The following is a 15,326-nucleotide window of genomic DNA, read 5'->3' on the forward strand; positions in this document are numbered from 1 at the left end:
TTAACTAATTTCACTTAAAATTCTTTAATGATGAAAAAAATATCTTTACTGACTGTATTATTATTTGGAATAATAAGTTTAGCCGCTCAGACTTCAGGTCAAATTGCCAATTACGGATCATCCGGCTTATCAAATTACAGTGCGGCCTCACAATTAAATACAATTTTAGGGCCTATTTCTGAAGCCCAAACCAAATTGACCAAGGAAAATAATGCTATTCAAGGTTCTCCTTACACTTCGGATGTTTTTCTTCCAGCTAAGATCTTTTACAAAGAAGAAAACTACGGGAATTTGTATTACAGATACAATGCATATAATGAGGAGGTTGAGGTTAAAAAACAAAATCTAGAAAATGAAGGAATAAGGGCTTTAGGAAGGGATAAAAGTATTTCAATAATTTCTATCGACGGGAAACCAATGAGTTTCAAAACCTTTATAGATAAGAAAAATAGAACTCAAAATGGTTATTTAACACTACTTCAAAAAGGCCAATATCGATTATATAAAAGAATTGATATTAAATTTACTGAAGGTCAGAAGGCTCAAAATTCTTTTATCAAAGCAACGCCCGCAAGGTTCTCTCAGTTCACTGAGTATTATTTAGAGGTAGAAGGTAGAAATAGAATTGATGAAGTTGAACTTAAAAATAAAAAATTATTAAATCTAGTTCAAGATAGTAAGAAAGAAGATTTAAAAGCATTCTACAAAGAGTCTGGATTAAAAATTAAATCAGAGTCAGAGTTGTTAAGAGCAGTAAACTTCTTAAATCAATAACAAAAACTTTAAAGAATTAAATAACCCGTTCAATAAATTGAACGGGTTATTTATTTGCAAAAAATGACAGATAAAAACCAAATTTACGGTATTAGGGCAGTGATTGAGGCCATACAGGCCAATCAGCCAATAAATAAAGTTTACCTTCAAAAAGGTCTAAAAGGTGATTTATTCAAAGAATTGGAGAGTACTATAAGAACAAATAAAATCAGTAGTTCTTATGTTCCAGCAGAAAAGCTCAACAGACTTACAGAGCATAACCATCAAGGAGTAGTTGCCAATATTTCATCAATAGGTTTTCAAGATTTCGAACCTTTGTTGGAAGGCATTCTTGAAAAAAATACCGCTCCTCTCCTCTTATTATTAGATCAGATTTCAGATGTGCGAAATTTTGGGGCAATTATAAGGACTGCAGAATGTTGCGGCGTAGATGCCATTATAGTTCCAAAAAGCGGCTCGGCACCTCTTAATGATGATGCCATAAAAACATCTGCTGGTGCTGCCTTTAATATTCCTATTTCAAAAGTTGATCATTTAAAAGATGCCATATTTTATTTGCAGGCATCAGGTGTAAAACTTGTTGCGGCCACCGAAAAAACCAATGAATCTATTTTTGACTTAGACCTAAAGCAACCATGCGCCATCATTATGGGTTCAGAAGACCGTGGTATAAATCCATCTATTCTAAAAATGGTCGATAATAAGGCAAAACTACCAATGATGGGCGAAATAGCCTCTTTAAATGTTTCTGTAGCCTGTGGTGTGTTTTTGTACGAAGTAGTTAGGCAGCGACAGCTTTAACCCTCTTCCCTGTCTTTTTTCTCTTTAAAGTGATAGCTGATCTTCACTTCATTAATCGGCGGGTCAACACTTTCAATAAAATTGCCATCTTCATCAAAATGTTTTAGAAACTCATCTTCTTCCTCGTTATAATCATCTCTTTCCCAAGAGTATCTTTTCTCAATTACAAGTTTTGTCTTAAAAACAAGAGCAAGTATCAAACCCACTAAAAAACCAGATAAGTGGCCCTCCCATGAAATACCCTCTTTAATCGGAAAAATATACCAAATCATGCTTCCATATAAAAAAACCATGGCAAGAGATAAGGCTATTAGTCTATAATGCCGTGCAAAAATCCCCTTAAAGAAGATAAAACTCACCAAAACATAAATAAGTCCACTTGCACCTATATGATATGAAGGCCTACCAATAAACCATGTCAGCAACCCTGAGAATAGCGCTCCAAAAAATAAAACCTTACCGGCGTCTTTATTATAGAAGTAGAAAATGGCCGCGGTTAAAGTGGCCAAGGGAATGGTATTATTATATAAGTGTTCGACTGAACCATGAATAAACGGAGAAAAAAGTACTCCTCTAAGGCCTTTTATACTCCTTGGTTCAATACCAAATTCATTTAAATTGATATTGAATTTTATTTCAAACCAAAAAACAGTCCAGATGCTAAGTACCACAAACAATGGTATAAATAGCACGCTATTAGAAAATTTCAAATGATTCTCTGATGACATAACACTAAAGTCGCAATTTCTTTTCCACAATTGCAAAATCGGATAAATTGTCACACTCATTTTTAGTTATTTTTATAAAATGAATGAACCTCTCGCAGAGCGCATGCGACCAAAAAGTTTAGAAGACTATATTAGTCAGGCTCATTTGGTTGGTGAAAAAGGAGCTTTGACCCATCAAATTAAGCAGGGCATAATTCCGTCTCTAATCCTCTGGGGGCCTCCTGGCACGGGTAAGACAACTTTAGCCAACATTATTGCAGCAGAAAGCAAGCGCCCTTTTTACACCTTAAGTGCCATAAACAGTGGTGTGAAAGACATTCGTGAGGTCATTGAAAAAGCCAAACAAAGTGGCGGGTTGTTTACTGCTAAAAACCCTATACTATTTATCGATGAAATTCATCGTTTTAGCAAATCGCAGCAAGACTCTTTGCTAGCCGCGGTGGAAAAAGGCTGGGTAACATTGATTGGTGCAACTACCGAAAATCCGAGTTTTGAGGTAATTCCGGCTTTACTATCAAGATGCCAGGTGTATATTTTAAATTCTTTTGAAAAAGAAGATTTAGAAGCTCTATTAAAAAGGGCACTTTCAAAAGATGAGCATTTAAAAACTAAAAAGGTACAACTCAAAGAAACCGAAGCCCTATTAAGACTCTCTGGTGGAGACGGACGAAAACTCTTAAATATTTTTGAACTACTTATTAATTCAGAATCTAAAGCTAAGATTACTATAACCAATGATTTGGTCTTACAGAAAGTTCAAAAGAACACCGTTTTATATGATAAAACTGGCGAGCAACATTATGATATTATTTCTGCTTTCATAAAATCTATTCGTGGCAGCGATCCAAATGCTGCGGTCTATTGGTTAGCGCGAATGATTGAAGGTGGTGAAGATGTTAAGTTCATAGCGCGTAGATTGGTTATTCTTGCCTCAGAAGATATCGGAAATGCCAACCCTACCGCTCTCGTGCTTGCCAATTCTACTTTTGAGGCAGTAAACACCATCGGATTTCCGGAAGCTCGTATAATTCTTAGTCAATGTGCCACTTATTTGGCAAGCTCTCCAAAAAGTAACGCCAGTTACATGGCCATAAACCTCGCACAACAAAAAGTAAAAGAAACAGGAGATTTATCCGTACCTCTTCATATACGAAATGCCCCTACCAAACTTATGAAAGACTTAGGCTATGGTAAAGATTACAAGTACGCCCATAACCATGATAATAATTTTGTAGAATCAGAATTTTTGCCCGATGAAATTTCAGGCACTTCTTTCTTTAGGTTGGGCAATAACCCTAGAGAAAATGCCATGCGCGATTTTTTAAAAAAAAGATGGAAAGATAAATATGAGTTCTAAAATTTAATATTCAACTCTTTAAGAACTTTTTCGCCGTTATCACTATACTCAAAAAACCACTTATCATTTTTTTTAAGAACAACTCCATTTTTATCTTCATGACTCGCCAAGAAAACATTCTTCACAGAAGTCTCTGTTAATCTATATTGAACTTTTGGTGTGCTATCCACCAATTGAAATCCACCCTCAATAGGTTGGGCATATAGAATTTCCGAGGTTGTATTAACCGAAGAAGAAACAACTTTCTCCATCGCTACCTCCTTCACTTGCTCTTCGCCAACAACAGGTTTATTTTTCTGAATTTCTTTGGTCGCTTCAGCCATTTCATTTTGATTCGTCTTAGAGACAGATGTAACCGGTTCAGTATTTAATGATTTTACATCATTTTTAAAACTTACCGTTATGGGTTTTTCAATCTCGTTCTCTTTCGGTTCGTACTGGTAATTTAGCAGCTCAAAAGACTTAAATGCCTGTCGTATAGCTTCGGCATAAGCCGATTTGTATTCCTTAATCTTACTTCTACCTTCTTGCGTTGTATAAACTACTACTCCATTACAATCTTTAAGAACTATAGCCACTTTGGTGGCAAAAAGAGAAGACCTATCATCTAAATTGGCTTTTAGTGCCAAACAGCCATTATTCAGTAAATCTTCAGGCAGTTGATCATCATAAATTGCTGTGTATCCATTGTTAGTAAAAAGATATTTCACTAATGTACTTGTCTGGTATTGATTCATTTCTTTAAATGCATCGAACTGTTTGGGCACAACCATATACTTGTAGTTGTTCAATTGGGCATTACCAAAGAAATTAATAGCGAAACTTAGCGCGAAGAAACAAATGATATTTTTCATGGAAAACAGTAATCAATTACTGTTCCAAGATATAATATTAAATCCAAACTGTAAAGATGCATAGTTACTATCAGGAATATTTCGGTAACCTAACAAATTATCTCCGAGAATATAAAAGTTAACCGGACCTGCCTGAAAATTAAGACCTAATCCGATGTTAGTGAAAGTAAACTTATCGGTTGTGTAGGTAGCTTTAAGAGCTAAAGCGTTACCAATTCTTGTTTGGTAAAAAGCAGTTAAAGCAGCTTGTGGGCCTTTGGGTTTGTTTATAACGAACAAATGGCCGCCCACGGCATTCTTATAGTCGAAGGGGCTATTGTTTTCAACTCCATTGATTCCGCAATAACAATCTTCGGTTTTCTGTCTTTGTTCACCAAAATTGTATCGAATCGATGCATTTAGTTTTATGGGCCTTAAGGTGATATAAGAATCACTATTTGTTTCAAATGGCACCTGAGCTTCAATATCATCTATCAAGTTTTCCCAGATATCACTATTCAAATCTTCAAAAGATTCGGGTAAAATAATTTCTATACCCTCATTAGAGGCTGTACCTTCTAAAGTAAAGTTTTTAACATCTTTAGTATGGTTAATAAAACCCACATCTAGCAGACTTCCTGTTATGCTTGTTTTTTCATTTAATTGATAGGTAAACCCAACATCGAACCCCAAGCCTAAATTACCTCCGAATAGTGCTCTTCTTACCAGCAAACTACCAATACTTTCGTTTGAGTCTTCGTTTTCAACGATTTCGTTCAAACCTGAGGTTTGTAACTGCACATCTGCAACAAGCGTATTTCTAAGAAGATTATTTTGTCCTTGAGTTGTTACAAAATAGCCACTATTCGATTTTGATTTCGCCTCGAAGATACTTGAGTATATTTTCCCTCTTGCCCCTAATCTTAATTTATCACTTACTTTTCTGTTAATTCCGAAGTGAAACACACTTAAACCTTCACCAAAGGTCGTAAGATGGCTAAGACTAAACCTTCTGTTTAAATTATTGGCATTACCTTCAAAAGCCAAAATCGCTAAATCTTTTGGCCAATATTGCGTTACGGATAATTCTCCGTAAACACCAAAAGAGTAATAATCTTCAGGTCGATTAACGTTTCTAAAACCAATGTTTAAAATATCTAATTGTAAACTACCCCCAAATTCGTCTCGTTGACTTAAGCCATTAACGACCTTGTCTCTCACTTTATCGGTAAAATCAATTCCATCATTTGCGAACAAATCATTTACTGTAATTCCGCTTGTACCACCCTGCACCGCAATACCAGAGATTGCCGGTATACCTGCATGCCATTTGTAAGGCGTTTTGACTCCAGGATTTATGAGTAAGGACTGTGGGATCTCATAAAAATCATAAAGCAACTGTTTATTCTGCGCACCGAGGTAGGCCACGCTAAAAAGCATAGTAAAAAGAACTAGTCTAATCTTTATCATTGTAGTCTTACCCTAAATACTGCGCTAGATCTTAAGATTACTCTAGGTTCATTAGCTGAAGATTCGCTTGTATTATCGCCTAGATTTTCACTAGTTACTCTTATTCTTGTTGTATTTCTTAATATATCTAAACTTCTATCTCCGTTGCCATAAGCTACTTCACGCTCAAGCAAAGGTGACGGTTGAGGCTGCATTCTAAAAGATTCACTGTCCAAAACATTATCCATTGCATCTAAAAACTCGACCAGTAAGTTTAATTCTTTACTTGTCGTATTCTCCAATTGATAGGTGATAGCGCCATCTAATACCCTTTCTGAAACAAAGGCCTCATTAAAAGCTTCAAAAGTGAATGTTTGATTGTAGAAACTTCCTGGGGGTAATTGATTGATAACATCTTCTGGAGATTCGAAATAAAATATTCCTGTAGCCAATGTAGGAACAACACTTAAATCATCGAATTGATCAAAGTTCTGCTCTTCGGCACAAGAAACTAATAGAAAAAGGAAAAAGTAACTCAGAACTTTTTTCATAGCATTATTTATAGTGTAATAAGAACAACTTAAAAAGGTTGAACCCTACTAGTATAACTCTACAAAATCTGTTTTATTTCGTCAAGACCATCAATCATTTTACAAAAATTATGCTTGGGTTCATTGTGGGCATTAAAATGTACAGTTTGGAATCCCATGGCTTGCGCCCCTAGTATATCAGCCTCTAAATTATCACCGATCATAACAGAATTCTTGGCTTGTGTTTTGGCTAAACTTAAAGCCAGTTCAAATATTTTCGGGTTGGGTTTTTTTACACCGGCCATTTCAGAATTCACTATCTGTTCAAAATAATCATACAGATTAGCATTTTTCAGCTTTTTATCTTGTATTTCTTGAAAACCATTGGTTATTATGTGAAGCTTATACTTTGGCTTTAAATAATCAAGAATTTCAAAGGTATATGGAAATACATGGTTGTATGAGGACAGATGGTTTATATACTCCTCTGATAGAATATCGATTAAATCATCAGAAACATCAAACTCAATGGCATTAAAAGTTTTTTTAAGCCGTTGGTAGCGAAGTTCAGTTTTGGTTACTTTCTCTTCTCTATACAATTTCCAATACACCAAATTAATGGGAACATAAACTTCTAAAAAATCATTTATGCCCACACCAACTTCATGATCCGTCAAAATTTTTTCAAAGGTCAAGGCAGAGTTTTTTTCGAAATCCCAAAGCGTATGATCTAAATCAAAAAAAACGTCCGTAATAGGTTCCTTAAACATAATATCTTTTAAGAGTTGCTTTGTATAGTTCGAGCCATTTTAAACGATTAGAGCTTCCTAATAATTCATTCGAAAAAACCATATTAAAATCTCCTTGCACCTCTTTGATCTCCCTATACATAAAATCAAGTTTATCGAACACCTGCCCCTGTTTTTTAAATTTTAGGAATGTGTAATCACAAACCGCAAATGGATGAATTCTAATAGGTTGTTGCACCTCAAGATTTATATCATAAAAATAAAATGGCGTACATGTACCTGCCCGAAAACCCATTTCATGCGTATAGCCCATAGTATAATCTTCGGTAAATTCCGCTTCTACTAAATCTTGATACGTTTTAGGTATTTGCACTCTATTATATCGCATTCTAGAATAATTAACAGGTCTATTGATTAGATTGGCCAATCTGCTTTTCTCTTCTTTTAAAATCTTATTGCTCAACGAAGAGCCATATGAAGCACTTAGGGAAACGATACTATAATCAGCAACTGACTTGATCAAAAACCGGAACTTATTTTTAAAAACGGATACATTCTTATCATGCCTCGAATAATCTGCAAATTGGAAAAAGAACATGGTTTTACACTTTACCTCTTTATGCAAGTTCATTAAGTAAGCAAAGTTATTGTAAGGGTCTTTTTTAGGGTTTATCCAAACCATAACACGCTTGGCCAAACGCAAGAATTTCAACTTGCTCAAGTCTAGCAATATTCCGCCTATGGTTCGCACAAAACCACGATAGGCAAAGGCATGCGAAGTGGTAACGTTAACTATAGAGGTAAACTGATATTTCTTTTTTCTCTGTTGTATCTCAGGAAACCGTTCTTTTAATAAAAACAAGAATTTTTTCGCCCAAAGATCAATTATCGGACGCTGCAAAAAATTATTTTGATAGGCCAGGCTCTCTTTTACCGGAAAACGGCCCAAATCATCTTTAACATGGGGCAGATACTCCTCATATCTACTTATAAGGTAAAAACTGGCCGCAAAAATATCAAAGGGGATATTACTTCTCTCATCAGCTTCGAAAAAACAAGGGAAACCCTCCCAATCTTTAACCTCAATTAGAATATCATCGATACCTTGCTCAAATAACAAGCTATTACTTTTAATAAAAAATTCGTTCTGTAAGGGCTGCTTGGTGTAAGTGATTTTAGGACCCGAATGTTTAATAAAATCTTCTACCGTAGTGGTAAAACTAACCTCAATACCCAAAATTCGGGTAAAGATGTGTTTCATAGTATAAGTGAAACGTTTGGATATTTTATGCGTGTAAATTAGAAGCATTTATAACATTTGTTCATCGGCAAAACTAAAGTAAGCCTTTTCAGTTATGATTAGGTGATCAAGTATTTTTATATCCAATGCCGCCGCAGCCGTTTTTAATTTACTGGTAATTTGCTTATCTGCCGAACTGGGCTTTAAAGTACCCGATGGATGATTGTGAGCCAATATCAAACCTACCGCTCCATACGCTAAGGCTTGCTTTAATACCAAACGCACATCTACCAAAGTGCCCGTAATACCGCCTTTGCTTAACTGTTCTTTGTGTAAAATTTTATTGGAATTATTGAGATATACAATCCAAAATTCTTCATGAGGTAGTTCTCCTAAAATGGGTTGTAATAATTCAAAAACGTCGGCACTGCTATTTATCTTGCTCACTTTTTGAGCTGGCCCACCTCTTCTTCGCCTACCAATTTCTAAAGCTGCCGCAATAGTTACTGCCTTGGCCTCACCGATACCCTTAAACTGCATCAATTGCTTAATGGTAAGCTTTCCAAGTTCATTAAGGCTGTTTTCCGTAGCCGCCAGAATTCTTTTCGAAAGATCTACGGCACTTTCATCTCTACTACCGGATCCTATCAAGATAGCGATGAGTTCGGCGTCAGATAAAACTGAACGCCCTTTTTGCACCAATTTTTCCCTAGGCTTATCATCATCTGCCCAATCTTTAATTGAAAAGGAAGTAGACTTTTTTTGCATTTGTTAAAGATAATGGGATTGTTCGAATTTAATCGCAAAAAACGATTTGACACCTAACTCTTGAGTTTGAGCTTTATACTTTGTATCTTGAAAATGAAATTTATAATACAATGAAATCACTTTTAGAGACCGATGCCTACGAAGAAATTAAAGATCGAATGGAGAAGCTCAATGAAAATTCTGAGCGTTTGTGGGGTAAAATGACCGTAGGGCAAATGGCTTGGCATTGCCAATACCCTTTAAAATTGGCTATTGACAATAGAGAAAACAATTCTAAAGGAAACTGGTTTATAAAGACTTTTTTTAAAAAGTCGCTATATAACGATAAACCCTGGCGTAAAAACCTACCCACCGCCCCACAATTAAAAGCAAAAGAGCCAAAAGAATTTAAAGCTGAGTACGACAAGTTAAGAGGTTTGGTTGATGAATTTGCAAAATTAGACTCAAGAGTAACTTGGTACCCGCATCCTGCTTTTGGCACATTTACTAAAGAACAGTGGGGGCAAATGCAATACAAGCATCTAGATCATCATTTAAAGCAATTTGGGGTTTAAGGTTTGCCCACTAACCCATAACCTCAGAGATTTCGTCGAAATTTAGACCTCCATAATTACCTGAGCTCATCAATAATAACGCTTTGTTCTCGAAATCTTGATTAAAAAGAAACCCTTTAAAAGCCTCTGGGTCAGTAAAGACCTGTAATTCCTTTTTCTGGAAGGCATCAGCTATTTGCTTTTCCGTCACTTCGTCAAGTCTTTTTATTTTAACAGCATCGGGCGAGTAAAAAACCACAGCCTCATTTGCAGCGTTTAATGCTCCCTTATACTCTTTCAAAAATTCGGCATTTAAACTACTATAGGTGTGAAGCTCCAAACACGCCAAAAGTCTTCTCTCAGGATATTGCTCTTTAACCGCATTAGTTGTGGCCTCAACTTTACTTGGTGAATGGGCAAAATCTTTAAAAGCAACACTAGTTTCATTCTCGGCAATCTTCTCCATCCTTTTTGATGCCCCTTTAAACGTGGCAATGGCCTCATAAAAGTCAAGTTCATCAACCCCCATATTTTGACATATCCATTTTGCGCCGGATAAATTATTAAGGTTATGTTTACCAAACACCTCAATGGGCATAGGCCCTTCAGGGGTCTCTAAAAATGTAACACCGTTCTCCACACTATACTCAGGGGTTTGGTAAGGCATCTTTCTAATGGTATTCTCCGAGCTCTCTACCACTTCCTTTAAACCATGGTCTTCTTCATTATAGGTTACGCTTCCACCCTTAACAATACTATCTACAAATAATTTGAACTGTTCAACATAGTTTTCATACGTTGGAAAAACATTTATATGATCCCAAGCAATGCCGCTTAAGAGTGCAATATTGGGTTGGTACAAATGAAATTTGGGTCTACGGTCTATTGGAGATGACAGGTACTCATCACCCTCTAAAACGATAAAATCGTTCTTATCAGTAAGATGAACCATACAATCAAAACCCTCTAACTGGGCCCCTACCATATAATCTACATCAATATTGTGGTAATTGAGTACGTGTAAAATCATTGAGGTAATGGTAGTTTTGCCGTGGCTACCCCCAATTACAACGCGCGTCTTATTTTTAGATTGCTCAAATAAAAACTCAGGGTAAGAATATATTTTAACCCTCAGTTCTTGTGCTCTTAGCAACTCAGGATTATCTGTTTTAGCGTGCATACCTAAGATGACAGCATCTAAATTTTCATGAATTTTGTCTGGATACCAGCCAAATTGTTCTGGCAAAAGCCCTTTGTTATTCAACCTGCTTTTAGATGGTTCATAAATAACATCATCACTGCCGGTTACCTTATATCCTTTCTCTGCAAGAGCCAAGGCCAGATTGTGCATTGCCGCACCACCTATGGCTATAAAATGTATTTTCATTAAAGTTTTATTTCGGTTTAAAGATAACAAAGCCACACAGTATTTTTAATAATTCATATCTTGAAAAAAAATAAAAACATGAACTTATCAACTATACCTTCTAAAGAAATAATGCCCGGTTATCACGGCAAACTAGTCCATTCAGAATCGATGACTTGGGTTTTTTGGGATGTGGACGAAGGAGCGGAGGTACCTGAGCACCATCATATTCATGAACAAATAATGCATGTTGTTGAGGGTACTTTTGAGTTTACTTTGGATGGAACTACAAAGACTTATAAACCCGGAGATGTCGTAATCATACCATCTAACATTCCGCATAGTGGAAAGGCCTTAACCACCTGTAAGCTCATGGATATTTTTAGCCCTGCAAGAGACGAGTACAGATAGGTCAATTACAGTACTTCACCATTAAAAATGATGATTTTGTAAATTTTGTTTAGTTTTATCGACAAACCAACAAATTTTTAACAAATGAAATCAAAAATCTTTTTAGTAGTTCGAATTTTATTGGGACTATTTGTTCTAGTATTTGGACTCAACAAGTTTTTAAACTTTTTACCCGCTTTTGAGCTGACCGGAGATGCACTCAATTATTTTGGCGCATTGGCTAAAAGTCAAACATTAAATCTGGTCGGAATTGTTGAAGTGGTAGCTGGTCTTGCCCTTATTTTTAATAAATGGGGAGCTTTACTAACCGTTATTCTAATGAGTGTTTCGGTAAACGCCGTACTTTTTCACGCTACTTTAGACCCCGCTAATATTGGCCCTGCCATTGGATTGCTTTTACTGAATGTAATTACTTTAATTGGTTATAAAGATAGTTACTCGGCAATGTTGAAAGGATAAAGAACTTAATAAAAAAGCCTCTCAAATTGAGAGGCTTTTTTTATTTAAAAACTCATTCGGTCTTTAAAGAGATAAGACTGCCTTCTTGAAACTTCTACCTCATCATCATTTTGCATCGTAAGTTTTAATTTTCCATTAAACCACGGAACTACAGTAGCGATAAAATTGGTATTAACTATCTGTTGGCGATTAGCCCTAAAAAAAGAACCTTCTGGTAATTTCTCTTCAATCTGATTTAATGATTTATATAGCATTGGTCTATTCCCCTGAAAAAATACGCGGGTATAATTACCAACGATTTCAAAATGGGAGATTTCGCCAATTTTTACCAACCAACACTGCTCTCCATCTTTTATAAAAATTTGACTACTCTCGGTAAGCTTGACAGAAGAACCATTTTCTTCTTCTTTAGCCGCTATCTTAGATTTTACCTTTTCAATAGCCGCAGCAAAACGCTTGTCATTGATCGGTTTAAGCAAATAGTCTAAAGCGTTATATTCAAACGACTTAATCGCATATTCATCAAAAGCAGTCGTAAAAACCGTTATGGGTACATCATCGAGCATTTCTAAAAGTTCGAAACCATCTTTCTCGGGCATATTTATATCAAGGAACAACAAATCAGGATGTGTTGTTTGTATCAACTCATAACCCAGATCCACATTTTCTGCCTCGCCTATCAGCTCAATATCAGAGTGGCTTTTTAATAGCTCTTTTAACTCATTACGAGCTAAGCGCGAATCTTCAACTATTACCGCTTTTATACTCATATCTGTGGAATATTTATTTCTGCAACCACCTCTTCACCTACCTCATTAAGACTAAAGTTTGCTTTTTCTCCGTATAATAACCTTAGTCTTTGTTTGATATTTTTCAACCCTAATTGCGTAGAATTCTCCGCAATTTGAAGCTTACCGGAATTGGAAACAAGTATATTCAAATTATCTTCCGATTTTGCTATTTGAAGTTTTATAATTCCTCCATTCTTTAAATTGGCAATACCGTGTTTTGCAGCGTTCTCAACTAAAAGTTGAATAATCATAGGCGGTATTTTTGAATCAAGTACCTCGGTTTCAATATTTTTTTCAAATTGCAGTCTATCTTCCATTTGTATTTTAGACAGACTAATATAGTTTTCGACCATTTCAAGCTCATCTTTTATCGGTATCGCATCCACCGAATTTTTCGCCATGGCGAATTGTAACATTTCAGAAAGCTTTGTAATCATTTCACTAGACTTGTCAACATCTTCCAACATTAAGCCCCGAATATTATTTAGACTATTGAACATAAAATGAGGATTAACCTGCCCTCTTAAGGTATTTAACTGTGCTTCTTTTAGCGTTGCGTTTAGTTCTAGTTTTTCGAGATTGTTTTTGTTCGCCTTTAAGACCAGATTAACCCCATAGTAAATAGCGGTCCAACCAAAAATCGTAAAAAAGACATTAAAAAGGGCCAAGCCAAAGCTCATATTCTCCTTGATAAAAGCAAGCTCACTTTCCGTTCGCTCCCAAATACTTTCATAGAGATACTCTACTGAAATTACTAATCCAAAGTATGAAATACTGCATACTAAAAAGGCTCCTAGTAATTTTAGCACTTTTTTATTCTCATTAAAACTTAGGCCCACATTTTTCCTTAAGTAAGCTCTGTACAGCGAAGTTGTCAAAATACCGAGAAGTGTAGCAGTTAAAAATGAATATATCATATACTTTGTACTGAACCCGAAAGGGAAAACAAATATGAAACCATTAGTTACACCCCAACCCGCTAATTGTAATAACCAAAAAAGACGCTCTTTGTTCTTAGCTTTCATTCTTTTATTGATTTTGAACTATTAAGGGCAGATTTATCTTAATCTGAACTCCAGAATCGGTACTTCTCTTTTTAAATTCCGCAGAAGTTTTATACAATAATTTTAGACGCTGCTTAATTCTTTTCATCAATACAGTATCCAAATTAGATTCTGTAAAATCATTGTATTCTATTCTCAGTTTTAAAAAATTCGAAATTTTGTCAACATGGAATATAATATTTTTTTGCTCCTTGGATTTTGGACTATCGCTTTTAGTGCCAACCTCACAAAGATTCACCAATAGCATCGGCGGAATTTCGTGATGAAGTAAGCGTTGTTCTATATTACACCTTATATCAAGTTTAGATTCGGATATCGTTTTAATTAGGTTGGCATAGTTCTCTACAAGTTCTACTTCGTCTTTTAAACTGACCTTATTTACGTTGTTTTTGGTCAACGAATAGCGCAATACTTCAGATAATTGTGTCAGTAGCGACCTAGATTTGCTTACATCAAGAGGCATTAATGCTTTTATTCCATTAAGGGCATTTACAATAAAATCTGGGTTTAAGTGACCCCGTAATGTATTGAGCTGTGCTTGTTTGATAGACTCTTTTAGTTGAAGTTTATCTGCCCGTATTTTATTTAATCTAATAAAATACTTAATCGTCAAATAAATAACAGTCCAAACAAAAATCAAAAGTAGTGAGCCCAAATAGGTCGGGGCACTATTTTCGCCAGCAACAGGTGCCGAAATATCTAAATTCGGATTATCTAATAGTACATCCATTAAAAAGCGAGACAACCTGCCTAACTGCCGAGGCAGCTTTATCATTAATAAAGCCGCCAGAGCCACACCAACAATAATCTTAAATACATTAAAAAAATTGAAGTTAGCTACACTATTTGTCTTTTTTAGATAAAATCGTAGTAGTCCCGTTGGTAAAATCCCAACAATACACATTGAAATGTAAAAAATAGTTTTTTCTATTATACCTCCATCTGTTCGCAATGTTAGAAAGACCAATAAAAAAAAGGAACCCCAACCCAAAAGCTGAAGCACCCAAAAAATCTGGTTATAATTCTTTTGTTTTAAGGTCATAAATTAAAGGTTACAGCACCAAACCAAAAAAATGTAATATGAATCCTGCGAATTTACCTAAATAGTAAAACAATAAGATGAACAAGATGGTATAAAAAACTTTCTGTAATGTTAGTATTTCCTTTTTAATCATTTAGACCTAATTGATTATGTGATATAGCATTTGTCCAAAAAAATAGCCCAATCCTCCAAAGAACAAAGTAAATCCTAATAGCATCAAGGTTGTCTTGATAGGACTCTTTTTTAGCGATTTTGCCTCACAGGCCATTTGTTTTCTCCCCTGCTTCGAAAAACCTAGAATAGTGAAGCCTAAACCTGACAAGCCCAGGACTAATACCTGGGCAATATCTTTTGTTAGAATTTGACTGAAAATTGCACTTAGCATGAGCATTCCTCCTGCGATCCAAAGTGAAGTTCTTGTCTTATTCATA

General features: G+C 35.5%; 18 protein-coding genes. 6 read left to right on the forward strand and 12 right to left on the reverse strand.

Translation table 11 applies throughout. The features are described from left to right. Window positions 1-27: 27 nt before the first annotated feature. On the forward strand, window positions 28-774 hold the full coding sequence (locus ACZ1GR_RS06535; protein ID WP_472611366.1) for a hypothetical protein: 747 nt from the start codon (window positions 28-30) through the stop codon (window positions 772-774). 63 nt (window positions 775-837) lie between these two features. Beyond that, complete coding sequence (rlmB, locus tag ACZ1GR_RS06540) at window positions 838-1,575, forward strand: 23S rRNA (guanosine(2251)-2'-O)-methyltransferase RlmB (RefSeq protein WP_472611367.1); 738 nt, start codon at window positions 838-840, stop codon at window positions 1,573-1,575. On the opposite strand, the gene ACZ1GR_RS06545 is transcribed toward rlmB, so the two are convergent. Continuing rightward, the gene (locus tag ACZ1GR_RS06545) at window positions 1,572-2,303 is read right to left on the reverse strand and encodes a rhomboid family intramembrane serine protease (protein ID WP_472611800.1); all 732 of its coding nucleotides are present in this window, start codon (window positions 2,301-2,303) and stop codon (window positions 1,572-1,574) included. The genes rlmB and ACZ1GR_RS06545 overlap by 4 nt on opposite strands. A 79-nt stretch (window positions 2,304-2,382) precedes the next feature. Here ACZ1GR_RS06545 and ACZ1GR_RS06550 point away from each other — a divergent pair, with 79 nt between their 5' ends. Continuing rightward, window positions 2,383-3,660 carry a replication-associated recombination protein A gene (locus ACZ1GR_RS06550; protein ID WP_472611368.1) on the forward strand — a complete coding sequence of 426 codons (1,278 nt, stop codon included), beginning with the start codon at window positions 2,383-2,385 and terminating at the stop codon, window positions 3,658-3,660. Here the strand turns inward: ACZ1GR_RS06550 and ACZ1GR_RS06555 are convergent. The 6 genes from ACZ1GR_RS06555 to radC are packed head-to-tail and all read right to left on the reverse strand — an operon-like array spanning window position 3,657 to window position 9,229. Next, window positions 3,657-4,514 carry a hypothetical protein gene (locus ACZ1GR_RS06555; protein ID WP_472611369.1) on the reverse strand — a complete coding sequence of 286 codons (858 nt, stop codon included), beginning with the start codon at window positions 4,512-4,514 and terminating at the stop codon, window positions 3,657-3,659. The genes ACZ1GR_RS06550 and ACZ1GR_RS06555 overlap by 4 nt on opposite strands. 12 nt (window positions 4,515-4,526) lie before the next feature. Continuing rightward, entirely contained in the window at window positions 4,527-5,963 is a 1,437-nt protein-coding gene (locus tag ACZ1GR_RS06560) for a DUF5723 family protein (protein ID WP_472611370.1), read from the reverse strand. Then, on the reverse strand, window positions 5,960-6,493 hold the full coding sequence (locus ACZ1GR_RS06565) for a hypothetical protein (RefSeq protein ID WP_472611371.1): 534 nt from the start codon (window positions 6,491-6,493) through the stop codon (window positions 5,960-5,962). The genes ACZ1GR_RS06560 and ACZ1GR_RS06565 overlap by 4 nt, the downstream gene beginning before the upstream one ends. A 59-nt stretch (window positions 6,494-6,552) precedes the next feature. Further along, window positions 6,553-7,242 (reverse strand): YjjG family noncanonical pyrimidine nucleotidase, encoded by a 690-nt coding sequence (locus tag ACZ1GR_RS06570; protein ID WP_472611372.1) that lies wholly within the window; start codon window positions 7,240-7,242, stop codon window positions 6,553-6,555. Then, window positions 7,235-8,530 carry a polysaccharide deacetylase family protein gene (locus ACZ1GR_RS06575; protein WP_472611373.1) on the reverse strand — a complete coding sequence of 432 codons (1,296 nt, stop codon included), beginning with the start codon at window positions 8,528-8,530 and terminating at the stop codon, window positions 7,235-7,237. The genes ACZ1GR_RS06570 and ACZ1GR_RS06575 overlap by 8 nt, the downstream gene beginning before the upstream one ends. Beyond that, on the reverse strand, window positions 8,531-9,229 hold the full coding sequence (radC, locus tag ACZ1GR_RS06580; protein WP_472611374.1) for a RadC family protein: 699 nt from the start codon (window positions 9,227-9,229) through the stop codon (window positions 8,531-8,533). A gap of 110 nt (window positions 9,230-9,339) precedes the next feature. Here radC and ACZ1GR_RS06585 point away from each other — a divergent pair, with 110 nt between their 5' ends. Continuing rightward, window positions 9,340-9,783 carry a DUF1569 domain-containing protein gene (locus ACZ1GR_RS06585; RefSeq protein WP_472611375.1) on the forward strand — a complete coding sequence of 148 codons (444 nt, stop codon included), beginning with the start codon at window positions 9,340-9,342 and terminating at the stop codon, window positions 9,781-9,783. Window positions 9,784-9,793: 10 nt separating this feature from the next. Here ACZ1GR_RS06585 and ACZ1GR_RS06590 read toward each other — a convergent pair whose 3' ends face one another. Continuing rightward, window positions 9,794-11,149, reverse strand: a complete 1,356-nt coding sequence (locus tag ACZ1GR_RS06590; protein WP_472611376.1) for a UDP-N-acetylmuramate--L-alanine ligase — start codon at window positions 11,147-11,149, stop codon at window positions 9,794-9,796. 78 nt (window positions 11,150-11,227) lie between these two features. Between ACZ1GR_RS06590 and ACZ1GR_RS06595 the strand changes: the two genes are divergently transcribed. Both ACZ1GR_RS06595 and ACZ1GR_RS06600 read left to right on the forward strand, forming a co-directional pair. Then, complete coding sequence (locus ACZ1GR_RS06595) at window positions 11,228-11,539, forward strand: cupin domain-containing protein (RefSeq protein WP_472611377.1); 312 nt, start codon at window positions 11,228-11,230, stop codon at window positions 11,537-11,539. An 84-nt stretch (window positions 11,540-11,623) separates the two neighbouring features. Then, entirely contained in the window at window positions 11,624-11,998 is a 375-nt protein-coding gene (locus ACZ1GR_RS06600; RefSeq protein WP_377768573.1) for a DoxX family membrane protein, read from the forward strand. 44 nt (window positions 11,999-12,042) lie between these two features. On the opposite strand, the gene ACZ1GR_RS06605 is transcribed toward ACZ1GR_RS06600, so the two are convergent. The 4 genes from ACZ1GR_RS06605 to ACZ1GR_RS06620 all read right to left on the reverse strand — a co-directional run bounded on the left by ACZ1GR_RS06605 (window position 12,043) and on the right by ACZ1GR_RS06620 (window position 15,325). Next, window positions 12,043-12,768 carry a LytR/AlgR family response regulator transcription factor gene (locus ACZ1GR_RS06605; RefSeq protein ID WP_472611378.1) on the reverse strand — a complete coding sequence of 242 codons (726 nt, stop codon included), beginning with the start codon at window positions 12,766-12,768 and terminating at the stop codon, window positions 12,043-12,045. Next, on the reverse strand, window positions 12,765-13,814 hold the full coding sequence (locus ACZ1GR_RS06610) for a sensor histidine kinase (protein WP_472611379.1): 1,050 nt from the start codon (window positions 13,812-13,814) through the stop codon (window positions 12,765-12,767). The genes ACZ1GR_RS06605 and ACZ1GR_RS06610 overlap by 4 nt, the downstream gene beginning before the upstream one ends. Window positions 13,815-13,818: 4 nt before the next feature. Further along, complete coding sequence (locus ACZ1GR_RS06615) at window positions 13,819-14,895, reverse strand: sensor histidine kinase (RefSeq protein WP_377768576.1); 1,077 nt, start codon at window positions 14,893-14,895, stop codon at window positions 13,819-13,821. 139 nt (window positions 14,896-15,034) lie between these two features. Then, on the reverse strand, window positions 15,035-15,325 hold the full coding sequence (locus ACZ1GR_RS06620) for a hypothetical protein (protein WP_472611380.1): 291 nt from the start codon (window positions 15,323-15,325) through the stop codon (window positions 15,035-15,037). Window position 15,326: the final 1 nt, after the last annotated feature.

The organism is Croceitalea sp. W27 (genome assembly GCF_055693185.1).

Bases quoted from the DNA above. Each gene is read 5' to 3' on its own strand.
- ACZ1GR_RS06535 (WP_472611366.1), top strand. From the start codon at position 28: ATGATGAAAAAAATATCTTTACTGACTGTATTATTATTTGGAATAATA.
- rlmB (WP_472611367.1), top strand. From the start codon at position 838: ATGACAGATAAAAACCAAATTTACGGTATTAGGGCAGTGATTGAGGCC.
- ACZ1GR_RS06545 (WP_472611800.1), bottom strand. From the start codon at position 2,303: ATGTCATCAGAGAATCATTTGAAATTTTCTAATAGCGTGCTATTTATA.
- ACZ1GR_RS06550 (WP_472611368.1), top strand. From the start codon at position 2,383: ATGAATGAACCTCTCGCAGAGCGCATGCGACCAAAAAGTTTAGAAGAC.
- ACZ1GR_RS06555 (WP_472611369.1), bottom strand. From the start codon at position 4,514: ATGAAAAATATCATTTGTTTCTTCGCGCTAAGTTTCGCTATTAATTTC.
- ACZ1GR_RS06560 (WP_472611370.1), bottom strand. From the start codon at position 5,963: ATGATAAAGATTAGACTAGTTCTTTTTACTATGCTTTTTAGCGTGGCC.
- ACZ1GR_RS06565 (WP_472611371.1), bottom strand. From the start codon at position 6,493: ATGAAAAAAGTTCTGAGTTACTTTTTCCTTTTTCTATTAGTTTCTTGT.
- ACZ1GR_RS06570 (WP_472611372.1), bottom strand. From the start codon at position 7,242: ATGTTTAAGGAACCTATTACGGACGTTTTTTTTGATTTAGATCATACG.
- ACZ1GR_RS06575 (WP_472611373.1), bottom strand. From the start codon at position 8,530: ATGCTTCTAATTTACACGCATAAAATATCCAAACGTTTCACTTATACT.
- radC (WP_472611374.1), bottom strand. From the start codon at position 9,229: ATGCAAAAAAAGTCTACTTCCTTTTCAATTAAAGATTGGGCAGATGAT.
- ACZ1GR_RS06585 (WP_472611375.1), top strand. From the start codon at position 9,340: ATGAAATCACTTTTAGAGACCGATGCCTACGAAGAAATTAAAGATCGA.
- ACZ1GR_RS06590 (WP_472611376.1), bottom strand. From the start codon at position 11,149: ATGAAAATACATTTTATAGCCATAGGTGGTGCGGCAATGCACAATCTG.
- ACZ1GR_RS06595 (WP_472611377.1), top strand. From the start codon at position 11,228: ATGAACTTATCAACTATACCTTCTAAAGAAATAATGCCCGGTTATCAC.
- ACZ1GR_RS06600 (WP_377768573.1), top strand. From the start codon at position 11,624: ATGAAATCAAAAATCTTTTTAGTAGTTCGAATTTTATTGGGACTATTT.
- ACZ1GR_RS06605 (WP_472611378.1), bottom strand. From the start codon at position 12,768: ATGAGTATAAAAGCGGTAATAGTTGAAGATTCGCGCTTAGCTCGTAAT.
- ACZ1GR_RS06610 (WP_472611379.1), bottom strand. From the start codon at position 13,814: ATGAAAGCTAAGAACAAAGAGCGTCTTTTTTGGTTATTACAATTAGCG.
- ACZ1GR_RS06615 (WP_377768576.1), bottom strand. From the start codon at position 14,895: ATGACCTTAAAACAAAAGAATTATAACCAGATTTTTTGGGTGCTTCAG.
- ACZ1GR_RS06620 (WP_472611380.1), bottom strand. From the start codon at position 15,325: ATGAATAAGACAAGAACTTCACTTTGGATCGCAGGAGGAATGCTCATG.